The 20,850-nt window shown below is 68.7% G+C and carries 24 protein-coding genes; 19 read left to right on the top strand and 5 right to left on the bottom strand.

What is annotated here, in order from left to right; translation table 11 throughout:
- Window positions 1–8 precede the first annotated feature (8 nt).
- Window positions 9–1,031 carry an asparaginase gene (locus PO78_RS12835; protein ID WP_004300911.1) on the top strand — a complete coding sequence of 341 codons (1,023 nt, stop codon included), beginning with the start codon at window positions 9–11 and terminating at the stop codon, window positions 1,029–1,031.
- A 33-nt stretch (window positions 1,032–1,064) separates the two neighbouring features.
- Here the strand turns inward: PO78_RS12835 and cysB are convergent, their stop codons facing one another.
- Window positions 1,065–2,006 (bottom strand): HTH-type transcriptional regulator CysB, encoded by a 942-nt coding sequence (gene cysB / locus PO78_RS12830; protein ID WP_043744211.1) that lies wholly within the window; start codon window positions 2,004–2,006, stop codon window positions 1,065–1,067.
- A 104-nt stretch (window positions 2,007–2,110) separates the two neighbouring features.
- Here cysB and PO78_RS12825 point away from each other — a divergent pair, with 104 nt between their 5' ends.
- From PO78_RS12825 to PO78_RS12790, 9 genes are all read left to right on the top strand, one after another.
- On the top strand, window positions 2,111–2,893 hold the full coding sequence (locus PO78_RS12825; protein WP_004300907.1) for a sulfite exporter TauE/SafE family protein: 783 nt from the start codon (window positions 2,111–2,113) through the stop codon (window positions 2,891–2,893).
- A gap of 68 nt (window positions 2,894–2,961) precedes the next feature.
- A complete protein-coding gene (locus PO78_RS12820; protein WP_043744208.1) occupies window positions 2,962–4,644 on the top strand; it encodes a nitrite/sulfite reductase in 1,683 nt (560 codons plus the stop codon).
- On the top strand, window positions 4,637–5,191 hold the full coding sequence (locus PO78_RS12815) for a DUF934 domain-containing protein (RefSeq protein WP_004300903.1): 555 nt from the start codon (window positions 4,637–4,639) through the stop codon (window positions 5,189–5,191). The genes PO78_RS12820 and PO78_RS12815 overlap by 8 nt, the downstream gene beginning before the upstream one ends.
- Window positions 5,188–5,958, top strand: coding sequence for a phosphoadenylyl-sulfate reductase (locus PO78_RS12810; protein WP_004300901.1), 771 nt, complete (start codon window positions 5,188–5,190; stop codon window positions 5,956–5,958). The genes PO78_RS12815 and PO78_RS12810 overlap by 4 nt, the downstream gene beginning before the upstream one ends.
- 3 nt (window positions 5,959–5,961) lie before the next feature.
- Entirely contained in the window at window positions 5,962–6,114 is a 153-nt protein-coding gene (locus PO78_RS23200) for a hypothetical protein (RefSeq protein WP_004300900.1), read from the top strand.
- A gap of 7 nt (window positions 6,115–6,121) precedes the next feature.
- Complete coding sequence (gene cysD / locus PO78_RS12805; protein ID WP_004300898.1) at window positions 6,122–7,036, top strand: sulfate adenylyltransferase subunit CysD; 915 nt, start codon at window positions 6,122–6,124, stop codon at window positions 7,034–7,036.
- A gap of 76 nt (window positions 7,037–7,112) precedes the next feature.
- Window positions 7,113–8,393 (top strand): sulfate adenylyltransferase subunit CysN, encoded by a 1,281-nt coding sequence (gene cysN / locus PO78_RS12800; protein WP_004300897.1) that lies wholly within the window; start codon window positions 7,113–7,115, stop codon window positions 8,391–8,393.
- A 239-nt stretch (window positions 8,394–8,632) separates the two neighbouring features.
- Window positions 8,633–9,370 carry a complement resistance protein TraT gene (locus PO78_RS12795; RefSeq protein WP_043744203.1) on the top strand — a complete coding sequence of 246 codons (738 nt, stop codon included), beginning with the start codon at window positions 8,633–8,635 and terminating at the stop codon, window positions 9,368–9,370.
- 98 nt (window positions 9,371–9,468) lie between these two features.
- Window positions 9,469–9,870 carry an RNA-binding S4 domain-containing protein gene (locus PO78_RS12790; RefSeq protein WP_004300894.1) on the top strand — a complete coding sequence of 134 codons (402 nt, stop codon included), beginning with the start codon at window positions 9,469–9,471 and terminating at the stop codon, window positions 9,868–9,870.
- A 68-nt stretch (window positions 9,871–9,938) separates the two neighbouring features.
- Here the strand turns inward: PO78_RS12790 and PO78_RS12785 are convergent, their stop codons facing one another.
- The 4 genes from PO78_RS12785 to PO78_RS12770 form a co-directional block, all read right to left on the bottom strand.
- The gene (locus PO78_RS12785; RefSeq protein ID WP_004300892.1) at window positions 9,939–10,814 is read right to left on the bottom strand and encodes an AEC family transporter; all 876 of its coding nucleotides are present in this window, start codon (window positions 10,812–10,814) and stop codon (window positions 9,939–9,941) included.
- 118 nt (window positions 10,815–10,932) lie between these two features.
- The gene (hslU, locus tag PO78_RS12780) at window positions 10,933–12,270 is read right to left on the bottom strand and encodes an ATP-dependent protease ATPase subunit HslU (RefSeq protein ID WP_004300891.1); all 1,338 of its coding nucleotides are present in this window, start codon (window positions 12,268–12,270) and stop codon (window positions 10,933–10,935) included.
- Between the two features lie 10 nt (window positions 12,271–12,280).
- On the bottom strand, window positions 12,281–12,817 hold the full coding sequence (gene hslV, locus PO78_RS12775) for an ATP-dependent protease subunit HslV (RefSeq protein ID WP_004300889.1): 537 nt from the start codon (window positions 12,815–12,817) through the stop codon (window positions 12,281–12,283).
- A 43-nt stretch (window positions 12,818–12,860) separates the two neighbouring features.
- Window positions 12,861–14,042 (bottom strand): STAS domain-containing protein, encoded by a 1,182-nt coding sequence (locus PO78_RS12770; RefSeq protein ID WP_043744199.1) that lies wholly within the window; start codon window positions 14,040–14,042, stop codon window positions 12,861–12,863.
- A gap of 159 nt (window positions 14,043–14,201) precedes the next feature.
- Here PO78_RS12770 and ybgC point away from each other — a divergent pair, with 159 nt between their 5' ends.
- From ybgC to queC, 9 genes are all read left to right on the top strand, one after another.
- On the top strand, window positions 14,202–14,654 hold the full coding sequence (gene ybgC, locus PO78_RS12765) for a tol-pal system-associated acyl-CoA thioesterase (protein ID WP_043744196.1): 453 nt from the start codon (window positions 14,202–14,204) through the stop codon (window positions 14,652–14,654).
- Window positions 14,651–15,319 (top strand): protein TolQ, encoded by a 669-nt coding sequence (gene tolQ / locus PO78_RS12760; protein WP_004300886.1) that lies wholly within the window; start codon window positions 14,651–14,653, stop codon window positions 15,317–15,319. Before ybgC ends, tolQ begins: the two co-directional genes overlap by 4 nt.
- Before the next feature lie 19 nt (window positions 15,320–15,338).
- Complete coding sequence (tolR, locus tag PO78_RS12755; protein ID WP_012584638.1) at window positions 15,339–15,755, top strand: protein TolR; 417 nt, start codon at window positions 15,339–15,341, stop codon at window positions 15,753–15,755.
- Complete coding sequence (locus PO78_RS12750) at window positions 15,752–16,690, top strand: energy transducer TonB (protein WP_043744194.1); 939 nt, start codon at window positions 15,752–15,754, stop codon at window positions 16,688–16,690. Before tolR ends, PO78_RS12750 begins: the two co-directional genes overlap by 4 nt.
- Before the next feature lie 40 nt (window positions 16,691–16,730).
- Window positions 16,731–18,008, top strand: coding sequence for a Tol-Pal system beta propeller repeat protein TolB (gene tolB, locus PO78_RS12745; protein WP_004300883.1), 1,278 nt, complete (start codon window positions 16,731–16,733; stop codon window positions 18,006–18,008).
- Window positions 18,009–18,076: 68 nt separating this feature from the next.
- Window positions 18,077–18,589, top strand: coding sequence for a peptidoglycan-associated lipoprotein Pal (gene pal, locus PO78_RS12740; RefSeq protein ID WP_004300882.1), 513 nt, complete (start codon window positions 18,077–18,079; stop codon window positions 18,587–18,589).
- A 12-nt stretch (window positions 18,590–18,601) separates the two neighbouring features.
- Entirely contained in the window at window positions 18,602–19,399 is a 798-nt protein-coding gene (gene ybgF, locus PO78_RS12735) for a tol-pal system protein YbgF (RefSeq protein ID WP_043744192.1), read from the top strand.
- 3 nt (window positions 19,400–19,402) lie between these two features.
- Window positions 19,403–20,074, top strand: coding sequence for a 7-carboxy-7-deazaguanine synthase QueE (gene queE / locus PO78_RS12730; RefSeq protein WP_043744189.1), 672 nt, complete (start codon window positions 19,403–19,405; stop codon window positions 20,072–20,074).
- A 70-nt stretch (window positions 20,075–20,144) separates the two neighbouring features.
- Window positions 20,145–20,846 carry a 7-cyano-7-deazaguanine synthase QueC gene (gene queC, locus PO78_RS12725; protein WP_043744186.1) on the top strand — a complete coding sequence of 234 codons (702 nt, stop codon included), beginning with the start codon at window positions 20,145–20,147 and terminating at the stop codon, window positions 20,844–20,846.
- Window positions 20,847–20,850: the final 4 nt, after the last annotated feature.

The following is a 20,850-nucleotide window of genomic DNA, read 5'->3' as shown; positions in this document are numbered from 1 at the left end:
CCGCCCACATGATCCCGCAGCACAACGCCCTCCAGATCCTGCGCAAGCCGCGCATCGCGCTCCTCGCCACCGGCGGCACCATCGCCGGCACGGCCGGCTCGGCCACCGACACCCGCGATTACACCGCCGGCCAGCTCGGCCCCGCGGCGCTGCTCGCCGCCGTGCCCCAGTTGGCCGAGCTCGCCCGCATCGACGCCACGCAGATCTTCAGCGTCGACAGCAAGGACATGACGCCACAGCACTGGCTGGTGCTGTCGCGCCGGGTGCAGAGGCTGATGGACGACCCCGCGGTCGACGGCATCGTCATCACCCACGGCACCGACACGCTGGAAGAGACGGCCTGTTTCCTCAACGTCACCGTCGCCACCACCAAGCCGGTGGTGATGACTGCGGCGATGCGCCCGGCCACCGCGCTATCGGCCGACGGCCCGCTCAACCTCTACCAGGCGGTCGAGCTCGCCTGCCGCCCGGCGGCCGCACGCTCGGGCGTGCTCGCGGTGGTCGGCGACCGCATCCTGCCGGCCGCGGCCCTCGCCAAGCGCCATCCCTCGGCGGTCGATGCGTTCTCGTTCGAGGGCGCGCTCACCACGCTCGCCAGCGACGCCGCGCTGCACGCGCTCGCGCCCTCGCGCTACAGCCGTGTCGTGCTGCCGGACGAGTTGCAGCACCTGCCGCCGGTGGAGCTGCTCACCGTCGCTGCGGGCAGCTCGCCCGCACTCGCCTCGGCGGTGGCGCGCGCGCTCGCACGCGCCCAGCTGCTCAATGGCGCCGCAGGCCTGGTGCTGGCCCTGCCCGGCAACGCCAGCCTGCCCGAGGCCTGGCGACCCGCGCTGGAAGAACTGCCCAACGCGGTACCGGTGGTGCTCGCCAGCCGCTGCGGCGGCGGCGTGCGGCGGCACCATGGCAACGCCCCCGCCAACTGGCTCGACGCCGGCGCGCTCGACCCGCTCAAGGCGCGCGTGCGCCTGATCGCGGGCCTCGGCGCCGGATTGCGCGGCGCACGTCTGCGGCGCTGGTTCGAGCGCGCCTGACGCGGCGGTGCTTGCGTCGCCCCGGCGCGCCCCTCACAGCCCCGGATCGGTGCCGCCGCCGGCGAGCGCGGCCTCGACCATGCGCCGCGACAGATGCGGCGCGAAACCCTCGATGAAGGCGTACACATAGGCGCGCAGCCAGGCGCGACGGCGCAGGCCGATCCGTGTCGTGCTCGACTCGAACAGGTGGGCCGCATCGACCATGCCGAGCCTGCGATCCTCCGCGGGGTCGTAGGCCATGCGCGCGAGGATGCCGATGCCCAGGTCCATCTCGACATACTTCTTGATCACGTCCGAGTCGATCGCGGTGAGCACCACCTTGGGCTTGAGGCCGCGACCGAGGAAGGCCTTGTTGATCTGGCCGCGGCCGGTGAAGGCGTCGTCGTAGGTAATCAGCGGATAGCGCGCGATCGCCTCGAGCGTGAGCGGCGCGGCCTGCAGGATGGGGTGGCGCGGGGTGGCGACCACGCAGCGGTTCCACTGGTAACAGGGCAGCATCACCAGCTCGTCGTACTCGGCGATCGCCTCGGTGGCGATCGCGATGTCGGCGCTGCCGTCGAGCACCATCTCGCAAACCTGGCGCGGATTGCCCTGGTGCAGCTCGAGCTTGACCTGCGGGTAGCGCTGCATGAAGCGGCGGATCACGTCGGGCAGCACGTAGCGCGCCTGGGTATGGGTGGTCGCAATCGACAGGCGGCCCACGGCCTCGTTGGCGAATTCGTCACCCACCTGCTGCAGGTTGTCGAGGTCGCGCAGCACGCGCTCGGCGATCGCCAGCACCGCCCGCCCCGGCTCGGTGACCGCCACCAGGCGCTTGCCGTGGCGAGTGAAGATCTCGATGCCGAGCTCGGACTCGAGCTGGCGGATCTGCTTGGACACCCCCGGCTGCGAGGTGAACAGCGCGTCGGCCGCCTCGGAGACATTGAGCCCGCGACGGGCGACTTCATGCACGTAACGCAGTTGCTGCAGGTTCATGGCGCGCTAGATATAACAACCAGTTCTTAAAGTCTAACTGCAAACCGCTTCTTGCGCTTAACTGAAGTCCTTACGATGCGCCGCAACATCCAGGAGCGCGTTACATGGACTTCGCCTACACCATCGCCGGGTTCGCAGTCGGTGCCATCGTCGGTCTGACCGGCGTTGGAGGCGGATCCTTGATGACGCCGCTGCTGGTGCTGATGTTCGGCATCCACCCCTCGGTCGCCGTCGGCACCGACCTGCTCTACGCCGCGATCACCAAGGCCGGCGGCACCCTGGCGCACGGACTCAAGGGCACGGTGGACTGGAAGATCACCCGCCTGCTCGCCACCGGCAGCATTCCCGCGGCGGCGATCACGCTGGCGCTGATCGGACACTTCGCGCCCGGCGGCATCGAAGGCGCGGCCCACCTGATCCAGGTCTCGCTCGGCGTCGCCTTGGTGCTGACCGCGGTGGCGCTGATCTTCCGCAAGCGCATCCAGGCCTATGCCGCGACGCGCTCGGGTGGCCGCCCCGCCGATCCGGCGCGCACCGCCCGCCTGACCGTGCTCACCGGCGCCGTGCTCGGCGTGCTGGTATCGATCTCCTCGGTGGGCGCCGGCGCGCTCGGCGTCACCGCGCTGTTCTTCCTCTACCCGGCGATGCCGGCGCTACGCATCGTCGGCTCGGACATCGCCCACGCCGTGCCGCTGACCGCGGTCGCCGGCATCGGCCACTGGTTTCTCGGCAGCGTCGACTGGCTGCTGCTGGGCAGCCTGCTGGTCGGCTCGCTGCCCGGCATCTGGCTCGGCAGCCACATTTCCACCAAGGTACCCGACCGCGTCCTGCGCCCGATCCTGGCGACGATGCTGGTGCTGGTCGGCGCCAAGCTGATGGCGCACTGAGCCGCAGCGACCAAGCACGCGACGCCCCTCCCCGGCCCGAATCCACGCATACGACAGAGAGAGCCCATATGTACCAATACGACGAACACGACCAGCGCCTGCTCGACCAGCGCGTCGCCCAGTTCCGCGACCAGATGCGGCGTCACCTGGCCGGCGAGCTCTCGGCCGACGAGTTCCGTCCGCTGCGCCTGCAGAACGGGTTGTACATCCAGCGCCACGCGCCGATGTTCCGCATCTCGGTGCCCTACGGCCACCTCGCCAGCCGCCAGCTGAGGAAGCTCGCCCACCTCGCGCGCAGCTACGACCGCGGCTACGCCCACTTCACCACCCGCACCAACGTGCAGTTCAACTGGCCGAAGCTGGAAGACGTGCCGGAGATGCTCGCCGAACTGGCCAGCGTGCAGATGCACGCCAACCAGACCTCGGGCAACTGCATCCGCAACATCACCGCCGACCCCTTCGCCGGCGTGGCCGCCGACGAGGTCGCCGATCCGCGCCCCTTCGCCGAGATCCTGCGCCAGTGGGCGACCTACAACCCGGAATTCGCCTTCCTGCCGCGCAAGTTCAAGATCGCCTTCAACAGCGCCGCCGAAGACCGCGTGGTGCTGCGGGTGTACGACATCGGCCTCGATCTGGTGCGTAACGAGGCCGGCGAGCTCGGCTTCCGCGTGCTGGTGGGCGGCGGCCTCGGCCGCACCCCGATCCTGGGCGAGGAGATCAAGCCCTTCCTGCCCTGGCAGCACCTGATCAGCTACTGCGAGGCCATCCTGCGCGTCTACAACCGCTGGGGCCGCCGCGACAACCTGTGGAAGGCGCGCATCAAGATCCTCGTCAAGGCGCTCGGGCCGGAAGAGTTCGGCCGCCAGGTGGAGGAAGAATGGGCCAACGGCAAGGACGGCCCCAACACCATCACCGCGGCGGAGCTGGCGCGCGTGTCGGCCCACTTCGCCCCGCCTGCCTACGAGACCCTGCCCGCGCAGGACGCCGCCTTCGACGAACTCCTCGCCGGCAACAAGGCCTTCGCCACCTGGGTCAAGCGCAATGTGCGCGCCCACCGCCAGCCCGGCTACGCGGCGGTGGTCCTGTCGCTGAAGAAGACCGGCACCGCCCCGGGCGACGTCACCGCCGAGCAGATGGACCTGATCGCCGATCTCGCCGACCGCTTCAGCTTCGGCGAGGCGCGCATGCTGCACGAGCAGAACGTCGCGCTCGCCGACGTGCGCCGCACCGACCTCTTCGAACTGTGGCAGGCGGCGCGTGCCGCCGGCCTGGCGACGCCGAACATCGGCCTGCTGACCGACATCATCTGCTGCCCCGGCGGCGACTTCTGCAGCCTCGCCAACGCACGCTCGATCCCGATCGCCGACGCCATCCAGCGCCGCTTCGACGACCTCGACTACCAGCACGACATCGGCGAGATCGACCTCAACATTTCCGGCTGCATGAACTCCTGCGGCCACCACCACGTCGGCCACATCGGCATCCTCGGCGTCGATAAGAACGACGAGGAGTGGTACCAGGTCAGCATCGGCGGCACACAGGGCAACGGCACCACGCTCGGCAAGGTGATCGGTCCGTCCTTCGCCCTCGACGAGATCGTGGGCGTGATCGAGAAGCTGCTCGAAACCTACGTCGAACTGCGCCATGAGGACGAGCGCTTCATCGACACCGTACAACGCGTCGGCACCGAGCCCTTCAAGGCACGCGTGTATGCCGACCGCCAGCCGCAAAGGAAAGCCGCCCATGTCTGACAAGATCATCAAGAACGGCCGCGTCGTCGCCGACGACCGCCTGACCGTGAGCCTCGCCGAAGGCGAGGTGCCTGCCGACATCGCGGTGCCCGCCGGCCCCGTGCTGGTGCCGCTCGCCGTATGGCAGGCGCGCCGCGAAGAGCTGCTGGCGCGTGCGCGCAGCGGCGAGGTGGGCGTGTGGCTGGCCGCGGGCGAGGACGTCGCCGCACTCGCTGACGACCTCGGGCTGCTGCAGATCGTCGGCCTGCACTTCCCCAAGTTCACCGACGGCCGCAGCTACTCCGCGGCAACCTTGCTGCGCACCCGCTACGGCTACCAGGGCGAACTGCGCGCGATCGGCCAGGTCCTGCGCGACCAGTTCAACTACATGACGCGCTGCGGCTTCGATGCCCTGCAGCCGCAAGCCGAGCGCTACACCGACGAACAGCTCGAGGCGGCGGTGGCCAGCATCGACGACTTCACCCAGCCCTACCAGCGCTCGGTGAAGGACCCGCTGCCGCTGTTCCGCCGCGTCGAACGCGGCACCGGCCGCGAGGTGCAGCAATGAACGCCGCCGTCAGCCTGCTGCGCCCCGCCCCGACCAACGCCGCCACCCGCCCGCAGCTCACCGACGCACTGCGCGCCACCGTGGGTGCCAAGTCCGCAGCCACGCTCGCACTGCTGCGCGAGGCCGTCGCCGAGTTCGGCGCGCACGGCGAGCTCGCCTTCGCCAACAGCTTCGGCGCCGAGGACATGGTGCTGACCGACCTCATCCTGTCGAACGGCCTGCCGATCACCATCTTCTCGCTCGACACCGGGCGGCTCCCCGCCGAGACCTACAGCCTGATCGGCGAAGTCGAGCGCCGCTACGGCACGAAGCTCGAGATCTACTTCCCCGACGCGGGCGCGGTCGAAACCTATGTGCGCAGCCACGGCATCAACGCCTTCTACGACACGGTCGAGCTGCGCAAGGCCTGCTGCGGCGTGCGCAAGATGGAGCCGCTGCGTCGCGCGCTCACCGGCCGCAAGGCCTGGATCACCGGCCTGCGCGCAGCCCAGTCGGTCACCCGCTCCGGCCTGCCGGTACGCGAGACCGACACCGCCAACGGGCTGGAGAAGCTCAACCCGCTGTCGGACTGGAGCGAGACCGAGGTGTGGGCCTACATCCGCCTCGCCGAGGTGCCCTACAACGCCCTGCACGACCAGTTCTACCCCAGCATCGGCTGCGCCCCCTGCACCCGCGCGATCGCGGTCGGCGAGGACGTGCGCGCCGGACGCTGGTGGTGGGAAAACCCGGAGACCAAGGAGTGCGGTCTCCACGTCAAGGCGAGCTGAGCCATGAACGGCAAGCACCCCGCCCAGGGCACGCACAGCCCCGCGATCGGTGCCGGCCGCCGCAGCCTGCAGCAGCGCCTGCTCGCGCTGCGCGCCGGACTCAGGGCAGCGCTGCGCGCCTTCAGAACCCATCCGATCAAGCATCCGCAACGGTAACCGCACCATGTCCACGCTGACCAAACAGACGCTGTCCCACCTCGACTGGCTCGAGGCCGAAGCCATCCACATCCTGCGCGAAGTCGCCGGCCAGTGCGCCAACCCGGTGTTGCTGTTCTCCGGCGGCAAGGATTCGATCTGCCTGCTGCGCCTGGCCGAGAAGGCCTTTCGCCCGGGCCGCTTCCCCTTCCCGCTGATGCACATCGACACCGGCCACAACTACAAGGAAGTCACCGACTTCCGCGACCGGCGCGCCGCCGAACTGGGCGAGCGCCTGATCGTGCGCTCGGTGGAAGACTCGATGGCGCGCGGCACCGTGGTGCTGAAGCACGCGGGCGAGTCGCGCAACAAGCACCAGTCGGTGACGCTGCTCGAGGCGATCGAGGAGTTCGGCTTCGACGCCTGCATCGGCGGCGCCCGCCGCGACGAGGAGAAGGCGCGTGCCAAGGAACGCATCATGAGCTTCCGCGACGAGTTCGGGCAGTGGGACCCGAAGAACCAGCGTCCCGAGCTGTGGAACCTGTACAACGCGCGTAGCCACAAGGGCGAGAACATCCGCGCCTTCCCGATCAGCAACTGGACCGAACTCGACGTGTGGCAGTACATCCAGCGCGAGCAGCTGGAACTGCCATCGATCTACTTCGCCCACACCCGCCCGGTGGTGCGCAAGAACGGCCTGCTGCAGCCGGTGACCGAGCTGACGCCGGCGAAGGATGGCGACGTCGTGGAGGACGTGCGGGTGCGCTTCCGCACCGTGGGGGACATCACCTGCACGGCGCCGGTGGAATCCGACGCGGACACCGTGGAGAAGATCCTCGCCGAGACGGCGACCACCACGATCACCGAGCGCGGTGCGACGCGGATGGACGACCAGACCTCGGAGGCGTCGATGGAGCAACGCAAGAAGGAAGGCTACTTCTGAGCGCATCCGCGCTCGTCGCAGCCCCCACCCCCCACTCTTCGCACCTCACGCCTGACCTTTGCACGGAATCATGACCATGTCCGCCCTCGAGCACCTCCCCGAAATCGACAACGGCTTGCTGCGCTTTCTCACCTGCGGCAGCGTCGACGACGGCAAGAGCACCCTGATCGGCCGCCTGCTGTTCGACACCAAGACCATCCTCGCCGACACCCTCAACGCCATCGAGAAGACCTCGGCCAAGCGCGGCATGAGCGCGGTCGACCTGTCGCTGCTGACCGATGGCCTGCAGGCCGAGCGCGAGCAGGGCATCACCATCGACGTCGCCTACCGCTACTTCTCCACCGGGCGGCGCAAGTACATCATCGCCGACGCCCCCGGCCACGAGCAGTACACCCGCAACATGGTGACCGCCGCGTCCACCGCCAACCTGGCGATCATCCTCATCGACGCGCGCAAGGGCGTGCTGACCCAGACCCGCCGCCACTCCTACCTCGCCAGCCTGGTCGGCATTCCCCATCTGGTGGTCGCGGTCAACAAGATGGACCTGGTCGACTACGACCAGGCGGTGTTCGAGCGCATCAAGGGGGAATACCTCGAATTCGCCGCCAAGCTCGGCATCCGGGACGTGCGCTTCATCCCGATCTCGGCGCTGGAGGGCGACATGATCGTCGACCGCGGCGAGCGCCTGTCCTGGTACGACGGCCCGACCCTGCTCGACATCCTCGAGAACGCCCCCGCAGCCCACACCGAACAGGCCGAGGACTTCCGCTTCCCGGTGCAGTTCGTGTGCCGACCGCAAGAGTCCGCCAACCCCGAACTGCACGACTATCGCGGCTTCATGGGCCGGGTCGAATCGGGCGAGGTCGCGGTGGGCGACGCGGTCACCGTACTGCCCTCGGGCGCCAGCAGCCGGGTCAGGAAGATCGAGCTCGGCGGCGTCGCGCTGCCGCGCGCCATCCACGAGCAGTCGGTGACCCTGCTGCTCGAAGACGAGATCGACATCTCGCGCGGCGACCTGATCGTGAAATCCGCCGAGGCGCGGGAGCCGGTGAAGCAGATCGAAGCCACGGTGTGCTGGCTGTCCGAGACCCCGCTGTCGCCTGCACGCACCTACCTGGTACGCCACACCACGCGCGAGGTGAAGGCCAAGCTCGCGAAGATCGACTACCGCCTGGACGTGAATACCCTGGAACAGGAGGCCACCACCGGGCTGGCGATGAACGACATCGCCCGCGTCACGCTCAAGCTCGCCCAGCCGATCATCGCCGACCGCTACACGGAGAACCGCGCTACCGGCGCCTTCATCATCATCGACGAGAGCACCAACAACACCGTAGGCGCGGGCATGATCGGCTGATCGCCGCCCTCCCTCCGCAGCGAGCGAACCCCGGCCCCCGCAAGGGCGCCGGGGTTCTCCATTTTGGGGACGAAGAAATTCCTACCGCATCACAGAACATGACAATCGGGCATCAAATTTTCTATAATGAAATTCCATACGACTATTTTCAGGTCTTTTCAGCACCTGCAAGAGTCATCCCCGGATCGCACCGAAAACCGCTGCCTGCCATCTTCATCCGTCCTCGAGGAGGTCTCCCGATGCTCAAGCGAATCACCCTCGTCACCGTCGCCACCTTGGTCCTCGCCGGCTGCGCCGCCACCCACGTCGCCATCAGCAAGCGCGACCTCGATGTGCAGACCAAGATGTCCGACACGGTCTTCCTCGACCCGGTCGGCCCTGACAAGCGCACCATCTTCCTGCAGATCCGCAATACCTCCGACAAGCCCGACCTTGCGGTGAATGACGAGATCGCCGCCGCGCTGCAGACCAAGGGTTACACCCTGCTGCAGGACCCGGAGGCGGCGCACTACGTCCTGCAGGCGAACATCCTGCAGGTCGGAAAATCGGCACCCACCGCGATCGAGGCGGCGATCGACCAAGGCTACGGGGTAGCCGCCTCGGGCGGCCTGGTCCTGGGGGCGGGAGCGGCATACGCCGGCGGCGCCAGCGGCCGTGGCATCGCCGCCGCCGGCCTGATCGGCTCGCTGGCCGAAGGCATCGCCGGCGCCGCGGTCAAGGACGTGTATTTTTCGATGATCACCGACCTGCAGATCAAGGAGCGCATCCGCGGTGCCGGCAAGGCAAGGGTGAGTTCGAACCACAGACTGCGCCAGGGCAACAGCGGTGGTTCGCAGGTGTCGTACGACGAAGAGTCGTCCTACAAGACTTATCAGACCCGCATCGGCTCGACCGCGAACAAGGTCAACCTCGCCTTCGAGGAGGCGCTGCCCGAGTTGAAGAAAGGCCTGATCAATTCGATCTCCGGGCTGTTCTGAACGCTCGCGGGCTTCATCTGCCCCAGCACGCCGCCGGGTGTTCGATAATCACGGCGGCGCCTTGCCAATCCGGCGCCCTTCGACCGAGCGCCACCATCATGACCGACCGCAATCCCTCCGACACCGCGCGTACCCGCCTCGACAAGTGGCTGTGGGCGGCACGTTTCTTCAAGCACCGTACGGGCGCAACCGAGGCGGTCGATGGAGGAAAGGTCAAGCTCAACGGAATGGCGGCCAAACCGGCACGCGAACTCAAGGTCGGTGACCGCCTCGACATCACGATCGGCGAGGATACGCGCACGGTGATCGTGCGCGCGATCGCGGACAAGCGCGGCTCGGCCGCCGTGGCGCAGGCGCTCTACGAGGAGACCGCGGAAAGCATCGAGGCGCGCGAACGCGCCCGTGAATTGCGCAAGTTCGCCGCCGCGCCCGGCACCGACCTGCACGGCCGGCCGACCAAGCGCGACCGCCGCAGGATGGACCGCTTCGGGGGATGCTGAGCTCGCGTCCCCAAGCGCGAGCCCTCGCGGTGCCCGATCCGTACCGGCTCCGCTCCGACTCCCGTGCCTCAGTCGAGTACCAGCGCCAGCGCGATCGGCAGGAAAACCACCGCAGCGAGGTTGCCGATCAGCACCATCGAGGCCACCTTGTCGGGCTCCTGGTCGTAACGCTCGGCGAACATGTAGTTCAGCACCGCCGGCGGCAGGGCGCCGAACACGAGCAACAGCGCCTGCTCGCGCGGCGGAAGCTCGAGCATCTGCAGCAGGGCCCAGGCCAGCGCCATGCCCACCACCGGGCGTAGCACCGCACCGAAGAGGCCGAAGCCGACGGCGCTGATGCGCGAATCGGCCAGGCGCACGCCGAGCGCGAACAACATCAGGGGGATCGAGATGTCGCCGACCATCTCGATCGACATCAGCAGCGGCGGCCACACCTCGATGCCGAGGAAGCCGACCGCCAGGCCCGCGATCGTCGCCAGGATGGAGGGCGAGCGCCACACCGTGGTCAGCTTGGTATGGTGGTCCAGCAGCCAGGCGCCGTAGGAGAAGTGGATCACGTTCGACACCACGAACATCACCACCGCCGGAGCCAGCGCCGACTCGCCGAAGGCGAGCACCGCCAGCGGCAGGCCGAGGTTGCCGCAGTTGTTGAACATCATCGGCGGCACCAGCGTCTTGGTGGCGATCCCGGCCGCACGCGCGACCAGCCAGCCGGCCACACCGGAGCCGACGATGATCACCACGGTCGCGAACAGCAGCGGCAGGTATTCGCCGAGGCGGAAGTCCTTGCCGACCAGCGCACCGAACACCAGCGCGGGCACGAAGACATCCATGTTCAGCTTGTTGGCGTGCGACAGGTCCGGCTTCATGCGCCGGCCGACGAAATAGCCCAGCGCGGTGATCGCGAACAGCGGGAACAGGATGGAGACGATTCGGATCAGCATTCAGGGCAAACCGGGAGCGGACTGAAGGGGGTGCGACGGATGCGGTCACGGACAAGCCCGTCGTCGCGCGGTCCCCGCGGACGAAGCGAGCTTGTCCGCGAACGGACGCGAGCCGGGATCAAAGCACGTAACGCGCCAGATCCTCGCGCTGGGCGAGCATGACGAGCCGGCTGTCGACATAGGCGGCGTCGACTACCACGGTCTGCTCCGCACTGCTGCGCCCGGCCTCGAAGGAAACCTCTTCGAGCAGCTTCTCCATGACGGTGTACAGCCGGCGCGCGCCGATGTTCTCGGTCTTCTCGTTCACCTGGTAGGCGATCTCGGCCAGGCGGCGGATGCCGTCGTCGGCGAACTCCAGCTTCACCCCGTCGGTGGCGAGCAGCGCCTCGTACTGGCGCGTGAGGCAGGCGTCGGTGCTGGTGAGGATGCGGGCGAAGTCCTCCACAGACAGCGACTCCAGCTCGACGCGGATCGGGAAACGCCCCTGCAGCTCGGGGATCAGATCCGAGGGCTTGGACAGGTGGAAGGCGCCGCTGGCGATGAACAGGATGTGATCGGTCTTGATCATGCCGTACTTGGTGGAGATCGTCGTGCCCTCGACCAGCGGCAGCAGGTCGCGCTGCACGCCCTGACGGGAGACATCTGCGCCCTGCACGTCGCTGCGCGCGGCGATCTTGTCCACCTCGTCGAGGAACACGATGCCGTTCTGCTCGACCGCGCGCACGGCCTCGAGCTTGACCTCCTCGTCGTTGATCAGGCGCGCGGCCTCCTCGTCGGCGAGCAGCTTCATGGCCTCGCGGATCTGCAGCTTGCGCTGCTTCTTCTTGCCGCCGCCGAGGTTCTGGAACATGCCCTGTATCTGCTGGGTGAGTTCCTCCATACCCGGCGGGGCGAAGATCTCGGCCTGCATCGAGGGCGCGGCGACCTCGATCTCGATCTCCTTGTCGTCGAGTTCCCCCTCGCGCAGCTTCTTGCGGAATTTCTGCCGGGTGGACGAATCCTGCGCCGGCTCGGGCTCGGCGTTGAAGCCGACCGGGCGCGCCGGCGGCAGCAGGGCGTCGAGCACGCGGTCCTCGGCGGCATCCAGCGCGCGGTCGCGCACCGACTTCATCGCACGCTCGCGCCCGTCCTTGACCGCGATCTCCATGAGGTCGCGGATGATGGTGTCGACGTCGCGGCCGACATAGCCGACCTCGGTGAACTTGGTCGCCTCGATCTTGATGAAGGGCGCGTTGGCCAGGCGCGCCAGGCGGCGCGCGATCTCGGTCTTGCCGACGCCGGTGGGGCCGATCATGAGGATGTTCTTGGGGGTGATCTCGCTGCGCAGCGGCTCTTCCACCTGAGCGCGCCGCCAGCGGTTGCGCAGCGCGATCGCCACGGCCTTCTTGGCCTTGTCCTGGCCGACGATGTGCTTGTCGAGTTCGGAGACGATCTCCGGCGGGGTCATCTGGGTCATGCGGTCAGCCTCAATCCAGCACTTCGATGGTGTGGTGGTGATTGGTGTAGATGCACAGGTCGCCGGCGATGGAAAGCGCCTTGGACACGATTTCCCTGGGCTCGAGCTCGGTATTCTCGAGCAGTGCGCGCGCGGCCGACTGCGCGTAGGCGCCGCCGCTGCCGATGGCCACGATGCCCTGCTCGGGCTCGAGCACGTCTCCGTTGCCGGTGATCACCAGCGAATGCTCGCGATCGGCCACCGCAAGCATGGCCTCCAGCCGGCGCAGCATGCGGTCGGTGCGCCAGTCCTTGGCGAGCTCGACCGCGCTGCGCAACAGGTTGCCCTGGTGCTTGTCGAGCTTGGCCTCGAAACGCTCGAACAAGGTGAAGGCGTCGGCGGTTCCACCGGCGAAACCGGCGAGGATCTGACCGTTGTAGAGCGTGCGCACCTTGCGCGCGGAGGCCTTGATGACGATGTTGCCAAGGGTGACCTGGCCGTCGCCGCCGAGCGCGACGCGGTTGCCGCGCCGCACCGACAGGATGGTGGTGCCGCGATACTGTTCCATGAAGGATTCTCCGTCCCCGCGGAAATCGGGGCTGGTGTGTTGTTCAATGACGCAGGGTGACGTGAGCCACCTTGTCGACGCTCATGACCCGCAGCAGGCCGGCGACCATGGCGTTCACGTCGCGAAGACAGACGAGTTTACCTTGAGCCTGCAACGTGGCGAGAATATTGAAGAGCGTGCCGGCGCAGACGAAATCGAGCCGGCGCAGGTGCCGGCAATCGATCCGGACCTCGCGGCGCTCGACCGCGAAGGCGGCGAGGCGCCGGAGGGTATCGTTGGCAGCCCCGCAGAGCTCGCCCTCGAACGCGAACGCCTCCGGATCGGTCGGCTGCGCCTCGTCCGCCTGCGCCGCGCGCGCCGTGGGAGCGTCGCCGCGCCCCTCCCAGGACGGCGGGGACTCCTCGAAGGTCACCGCATAGTCGACCGCGACATCCTCGAAGCGCGCCTGGTCGCCGGCGTACTGCAACAGCTCGAGCAGCATCAGCCAGGTATCGCGCGCCTGCGCCCTCCCGGGGGATACGGCCTGCGACAGGATGTCGGCGAGCGCGCGCACATTGACCAGCCTCACCTGAAGCCGCTCGGCCGCCAGCCCGGCAAGCAGGCCGCGCCAGACGGCGCAGCCCGCATCGTCCACCCCGCGCACCTTGGCGACGTCGATGCGCACCCCGCCGCTGCGGCGCGCGATCTTGGCGAGCTGGGCGAACTGGCGCTCGGCGGCTGCCGAGAGCTGCCCGCTCAGGTTGACCAGCGGCAGCTCGGTGCCCGCCGCCTTGCCCGCCACCCGCGACAGATCCTCCCAGGGCGGCGGCGAGCGCTCGAAGCGGGTGGCGTAATCGAGCACGCGCGACTCGAAGCGCTGGCGCTCCCCGCGCAGGCGGTAGAGATCGAGCAACATCAGCCAGGCACCCTCACCGCCCTCGCCACCTTCCGCGCCGACGGCGGCCTCGAGCACGGCGAGCGCGTCGTCGTCGCTACCGTTCGCATACAGCACCGCAGCCTCCTCGAAGGCCGCGCCGATCCCGCTTCCGCACTCGCGCACCTCGACCTGCCCGGCCACGCGTGCGAGCGCGCGCCCGTGGTCGGTGCCGGTGAAGTCGAGCGCGGACAACTCGGTAGGCGGGGGACGCTCGTCGCGCAGGGTGTCCGCTCCCGGCCCGGCTCGCGCGTCGCGCGGTGCGCCGGGCGCGGGCGAAACGGGTTTCTTGCCGAAGAAGGGGAGCGCCACGTCCGTATTCCGATGTCGCGGACGCCCCATGCGAGCCGCCGCAACCAACGACATTCACAGAAAAGCGCTTTTGCAACAAGCAATAAGCGCGAGAAAAATCCATCGATCAAGAACGCGACAGACGTGCATTCGGTGCCGCGGCTCGGCTAGAATGCTGCAATGCAACCGAAAACCGTTCCCGACGCGGGCGGCGAATCGCTCCCCGCGTCGTCGCGTTTTTCCCTGTCCGTCCGAGTCTATTACGAAGACACCGACGCAGGGGGTGTCGTCTATTACGCAAACTATCTCAAATTCTGCGAGCGCACGCGCACCGAATGGCTGCGTGCGCTCGGCGTCGCCCAGCACGCCTTGCTCGACGAGCAGGGCGTGGGTTTCGTGGTGCGCTCGGTGCAGGCCGACTACCGCGCTCCGGCACGCCTGGACGACGCGCTCGAGGTGAGCGCCCGCATCGCCAGCCGGCGCCGCGCGAGTCTCGTGTTCGACCACGAGATCCGCCGCGGCGGCGAACTTCTCTTCACCGCGCAGGTCCTCGTGGCTTGCGTGGACATGCGGCGCATGAAGCCCGCAGCCCTCCCCGCCTCCCTGCACGCCCTTCTCGAAAGCCCAGCATGACCGTCACCCACGACCTCTCCATCCTCAGCCTGATCTCCCAGGCGAGCGTCCTCGTCCAGCTCGTCATGGCGCTGCTGGCAAGCCTGTCGCTCGTCTCCTGGTACTGGATCTTCCGCAAGGCCTTCCAGATCCGCCAGGCGCGTGCACAGACCGACGAGTTCGAGCGCGACTTCTGGAGCGGCGGCGACCTCAACACCCTCTACGAGTCGGCTGGCCGCCACCAGTCCGAAGGCATGGAGCGCATCTTCGAGGCCGGCTACCGAGAGTTCACCAAGCTGCGCGGCAAGGGCCACGACCACGGCGCCACGCTCGACGGCGCCCGCCGCGCCATGCGCGCCACCTACCAGCGCGAGATCGACGACCTCGAGGCCCACCTCGCCTTCCTCGCCTCGGTGGGGTCGGTGTCGCCTTACATCGGCCTGCTCGGCACCGTGTGGGGGATCATGAACTCCTTCCGCGGCCTCTCCAGCGTCGGCGCCGCCACCCTCGCGCAGGTCGCGCCCGGCATCGCCGAAGCCCTGGTCGCCACGGCGATCGGCCTGTTCGCGGCGATCCCGGCGGTGGTGGCCTACAACCGCTTCGCGCACGACATCGACCGCCTCGGCATCCGCTTCGAGAGCTTCATGGAAGAGTTCTCCAACATCCTGCAACGCAACCTGCGCTGACCCGGACGGAGTTCCAACGATGCGCCAACGCCGTCTCATGAACCAGATCAACGTCGTGCCCTACATTGACGTGATGCTGGTGCTGCTGGTGATCTTCATGGTCACCGCGCCGATGATCCAGCAGGGCACGATCAACGTGCCCTCCGCCGGCGCCGGCACGCCGCCGCCTCAGTCCGAGGCCATCTTCATCGAGGTCAAGGCCGACGGGGCCTATGCGCTGCGCGCCAGCAACAGCGGGAGCTCGCGCCCGGTGCGCCGCGACCAGCTGTCGACCGCGCTCAAGGACGCCCTCGCGAAGAACCCCGAGCAGCCCTTCCTGGTCGCCGCCGACAGCAAGCTCGACTACCAGAAGGTGATCGACGTGCTCGAGACCGCGCGCGACGCCGGAGTGCGCAAGATCAGCCTGGTCACCCAGAGCGCGACTTCGCAGAAATGAGGGACCGCCCCGCACCGCACCGCCGCGAGCCGCCTGGCAAGTGGCAGTCCCTCGGGTTGACCGTGGCGGTCCACCTGGGATTGTTCCTGTTCCTGTTCTTCGGCATCCGCTGGCAGAGCCCGCCGCCCGCGGCGCTCGAGGTCGGGCTGGCTTCGGCACCGGAGCGCAGCGCGCCAGCCGCAGCGCGCCCGCAGCCGGCGCCGGAGCCCCGGCCGGAGCCGAAACCCGAACCGAAGCCCGAGCCCAAACCGGAACCGAAGCCGGAACCGAAGCCGGAACCCAGACCTGAACCGCCCAAGCCCCAGGCCAAGCCCGAGATCGTCGCCAAGGCGCCCGAGAAGAAGCCGGAGCCGCCCAAGCCCGAGCCACCGAAACTCGAACCCAAACCACAACCGAAGCCGGAGCCCAAGCCTGAACCGAAGCCCGAGCCCAAGCCCCAACCCAAGCCGGAGCCGAAACCCGAGCCCAAGCCGCAGGCCAAGCCCGAACCCAAGCCCCAGCCCAAGCCGGACACCAAGCCGATCGACGACTACATGGCGCAGCGCCTCGCGCAGGAGACCCAGCGCGCCGAGCAGGCCCGCCTGTCCAGCCTGATGGCGCAGGAAGGTGCGCGCGCGGCCGCGGCCGGTCCGAGCCGCCAGGGTCCGCCCGGTGGCGACATCGACAAATACCGCGCGGCGATCGCTGCCAAGGTGCGCGGCAACCTGTTGCGCCCGCCCGGCCTGTCCGGCAACCCGGAGGCGGTGTTCGAGGTCGACCAGCTGCCGAGTGGCGAAGTGCTCAATGTCCGCCTCAAGCGCTCGTCCGGCGTGCCCGCCCTCGACGAGGCCATCGAGCGCGCGATCCGGCGCTCGAGCCCGCTGCCGCTGCCGGACAACAAGAACCAGTTCGAGCGTACCCTCGAACTGAAATTCCGTCCGCTGGCGGACGATTGAGTCCGTCATGTCTATAATCCGCGGCTGGAGAAAACCCCGCATGATCAAAACACTGCACGCATTCCGCCTCTTCCTCGCCGGCCTGCTCGCCAGCCTCGCGCTGGGTGCGCACGCCCAGCTCTCGATCGAGATCACCGGCACCGGCGCCTCGCGCTTTCCGGTCATCATCCCGATCTTCGAGAACGAGGGCCGCCTGCCGCAGAGCGTCACCGACGTCGTGCGCGCCGACCTCGAGCGCAGCGGTCTGTTCACCCTGATCGACACCGGCCCGCTGCCGATGCCCGAATCGGTGGCGCCCGACCTCGCCGCGGTGCGCAGTCGCGGCGCCGACGCGGTGCTCACCGGCAGCCTGATCCCGATGGCCGACGGCCGCTACGACGTGCGCTTCCGGCTCTTCGACGCGCAGAAGCAGCAGGAACTCGGCGCCATGTCGCTGCCGATGAGTCCGGCGCAGAACCGCCTGGTCGGCCACCGCATCGCCGACTTCGTGTACGAGAAGCTCACCGGCCTGCCGGGTTACTTCGCCACCCGCATCGCCTACGTGATCAAGTCCGGTCCCAACTTCGAGCTCCAGATCGCCGACGCCGACGGCATGAACGCCGCCACCGCGCTGCGCTCGCGCGAGCCGATCATCTCGCCTTCGTGGTCGCCCGACGGCCAGCGCCTGGCCTATGTGTCCTTCGAGCAGAAGAAGCCGATCGTCTACGTGCACACACTCGCCACCGGCCAGCGTCGCGTGGTCGCCAACTTCAAGGGCTCGAACTCCGCGCCGAGCTGGTCGCCCGACGGCAGCCAGCTCGCGGTCGTGCTCACCAAGGACGGCCTGTCGCAGCTCTACGCGATCGGTGCCGACGGCTCCGGCGTGCGCCGCCTCGCGCAATCCTCCGGCATCGACACCGAGCCCTTCTGGGGCGCCGACGGCCACATCTACTTCACCTCGGATCGCGGCGGCAGTCCGCAGATCTACCGTATTCCTGCCAGTGGCGGCAGCGCCCAGCGGGTGAGCTTCGAAGGCAACTACAACGTGACGCCGCGCCTGTCGTTCGACGGCAAGTTGCTCGCCTTCATCACCCGCAATGCCGGCCGCTTCCAGGTGGCCGTGCAGGACGTCGCCACCCGGCAGACCACCATCCTCACCGATTCGGCACGCGACGAATCGCCCAGCTTCGCCCCCAACGGCCGCATGATCCTCTACGCCACCGACACCGGTGGCCGTGGCGTGCTGTCGGCGGTGTCGACCGACGGGCGCATCCGCCAGCGGCTCACGGTGCAGGCCGCCGATGTCCGCGAACCCGCCTGGGGTCCGCAGATCCGGTAACCATGAAGCGGCAACAAAGCCGCATACCCCTCTCTGCTGTCATCAACACTCGTACTGGAGCATCACCCATGAAGAAACTCGTCCTCCCCGCGCTGCTCGCCCTGACCCTGGCCGCCTGCTCGAGCACCGGCCCCGAGAACGGCGCCGCCTCCGTCCAGGACCGCGGCACCGGCGTCGCCACCGTGACGGCCGGCAGCGCCAAGGGCAGCGGCATCGCGGCGCTCACCGACCCCAACAACATCCTCTCCAAGCGCAGCGTCTTCTTCGACTTCGACAGCTTCGTGATCAAGCAGGAAGCCCGCCCGCTGATCGAAGCCCACGCCCGCTTCCTGGTGCAGAACCCGCAGATGAACATGCTCGTCCAGGGCAACACCGACGAGCGCGGCAGCCGCGAATACAACCTCGCCCTCGGCCAGAAGCGCGCCGACGTCGTCAAGCAGGCCCTCATGCTGCTCGGCGCCAAGGAATCGCAGATCGAGTCCGTGAGCCTGGGTGAAGAGAAGCCGCGCTGCGAAGACCGCACCGAGAACTGCTACGCCGAGAACCGCCGCGGCGACATGCTCTACACGGGCGAGTTCTAAGAGAGTCCCGACATGAAACGCCTTCTGCCGCTCGCCGCAGCGTTCGTCCTCATCCCGAGCGCCCCGGCGCACGCCCAGCTCTTCGGGGGTGACACCGAGGCCCGCAACCAGATCTTCCAGCTCCGGCAGGACGTTCAGGGGCAGATCGAGACCACCAGCCGCGGCCAGCTCGAGCTCGCCATGCAGAACGAACAGATGCGCGCCGAGCTGGCGCGCCTGCGTGGCCAGATCGAACTGCTGACCAACGAGGTGGAGACGCTCAAGCAGCGCCAGAAGGATTTCTACGTCGACCTCGACGCCCGCCTGCGCCGGTACGAATCCGGTGCGGCGGGCGCCGCCTCCGCCGCCCCGGCCTCCGGGGATGCGGCGCCGGCGGCACCGGCTGCGGCCGCAGCGCCCCCGCAGGCACCTGCCCCCGCGCCAGCCCCCTCATCCGCGAACACCGAATCCGCCGACTACCAGGGCGCCCTCGCGCTGCTCAAGAACGGCAAGCACAAGGACGCGCAGACCGCGTTCGAGCGCTTCATCACCCGCTACCCGGCAGGCAACTTCACCGCCGGCGCCCACTTCTGGGCCGGCAACGCCGCACTGCAGGCGCGCGACGTCGCCAGTGCGAATCGCCATTTCAAGACGGTGATGGACAAGTACCCCAAGGAGAACGTCGCGCCCGACGCCATGCTCGGCCTGGCCAACAGTCAGCAGGCCATGAACGACGCCGCCGGTGCCAAGCGCACCCTGCAATCGCTTGTCGAGCGCTATCCGCAGAGCAACGCTGCTCAGGTCGCCCGCCAGCGCCTGAGCGCGCGCTGATCCATGTCCGCTGTCGAAACGGCGCCGGCGACGGCCGTGCGCCTCCGTATCACCGAGATCTTCGCCTCGCTGCAGGGCGAATCCACCCGCGTCGGCCTGCCCACCGTGTTCGTGCGCCTGACCGGCTGCCCGCTGCGCTGCACCTGGTGCGACACTGCCTACGCCTTCAGCGGCGGCGAGACACGCACGCTCGACGACATCCTCGCCGAGGTGGCCAGCCACGGTCTGCGCCACGTGTGCGTGACCGGCGGCGAGCCGCTCGCACAGAAGGGCTGCCTACCGCTGCTCGCCGCCCTGTGCGATGCCGGCCACGACGTGTCGCTGGAAACGAGCGGCGCACTCGACATCGCGGGGGTCGATCCCCGCGTGTCGCGCATCGTGGACCTCAAGGCCCCCGGCTCGGGCGAGCTCGCCCGCAACCGCTGGGAAAACCTCGCGCTGCTGTGCGCTCACGACGAGCTCAAGTTCGTGCTCGCCGACGCCGCCGACTACGCATGGGCCAAGCAGCAGATCGCCGAGCACCGCCTCGCCGAACGCTGCGGCGTGCTGCTGTCGCCGGTCGCCGGCGCGCTGGACCCTGCCGAGCTCGCCGGATGGATCGTGCGCGACCGCCTGCCGGTGCGCTTCCAGCTCCAGCTCCACAAGATCCTGTGGAACGACGCCCGCGGCCGCTGAGCGCCGCTGTTCCGGCCCGGCGACGCCGCGAGCAGATCCACCCCGCCCCGCCATCCAGAATGACTACGGAATGACCAGCCTCCACACCCCGCCCCGCGCCGTCGTGCTGCTCTCCGGCGGCCTCGATTCCGCCACCTGCCTCGCGATCGCGCGCGACATGGGCTTCGAGACCTACGCGCTGTCGGTCGCCTACGGCCAGCGCCACGCCGCCGAGCTCGCCGCCTCGAAGCGCGTGGCGCAAGCGCTCGGCGCGCGCGAGCACCGCACCGCCAGCGTCGAACTCGGCCAGTTCGGGGGCTCGGCGCTCACCGACCCCGGCATCGCGGTGCCGCTCGATCAGGACAACACCGGCATCCCGGTGACCTACGTGCCGGCGCGCAACACGGTCATGCTGTCGATCGCACTCGCCTGGGCCGAGGTGCTCGGCGCCAACGACATCTTCGTCGGCGTGAATGCGGTCGATTACTCGGGCTACCCCGATTGCCGGCCGGTCTTCATCGAGGCCTTCGAGCACATGGCGCGGCTGGCCACCAAGGTCGGCGTCGAGGGCGCGCAGCTGCGCATCCACGCCCCGCTGATCGAGCTCTCCAAGGCCGACATCATCCGCCGCGGCACCGCCCTCGGCGTGGACTACGGCCTCACCGTCACCTGCTACCAAGCCGACGACGACGGCCGCGCCTGCGGCCGCTGCGAAGCCTGCCGCCTGCGCGCTGCCGGTTTCAAAGCCGCCGGCGTGCCCGACCCGACGCCCTACCAGCCGCGTTCGGCCTGAACCC

The sequence above is a fragment of the Thauera sp. SWB20 genome (assembly GCF_000831325.1).
Classification (GTDB): Bacteria; Pseudomonadota; Gammaproteobacteria; order Burkholderiales; family Rhodocyclaceae; genus Thauera; species Thauera aminoaromatica.
The sequence above is the reverse complement of the archived record's forward strand: the minus strand, read 5'-3'. Positions and strand labels throughout refer to the sequence as shown.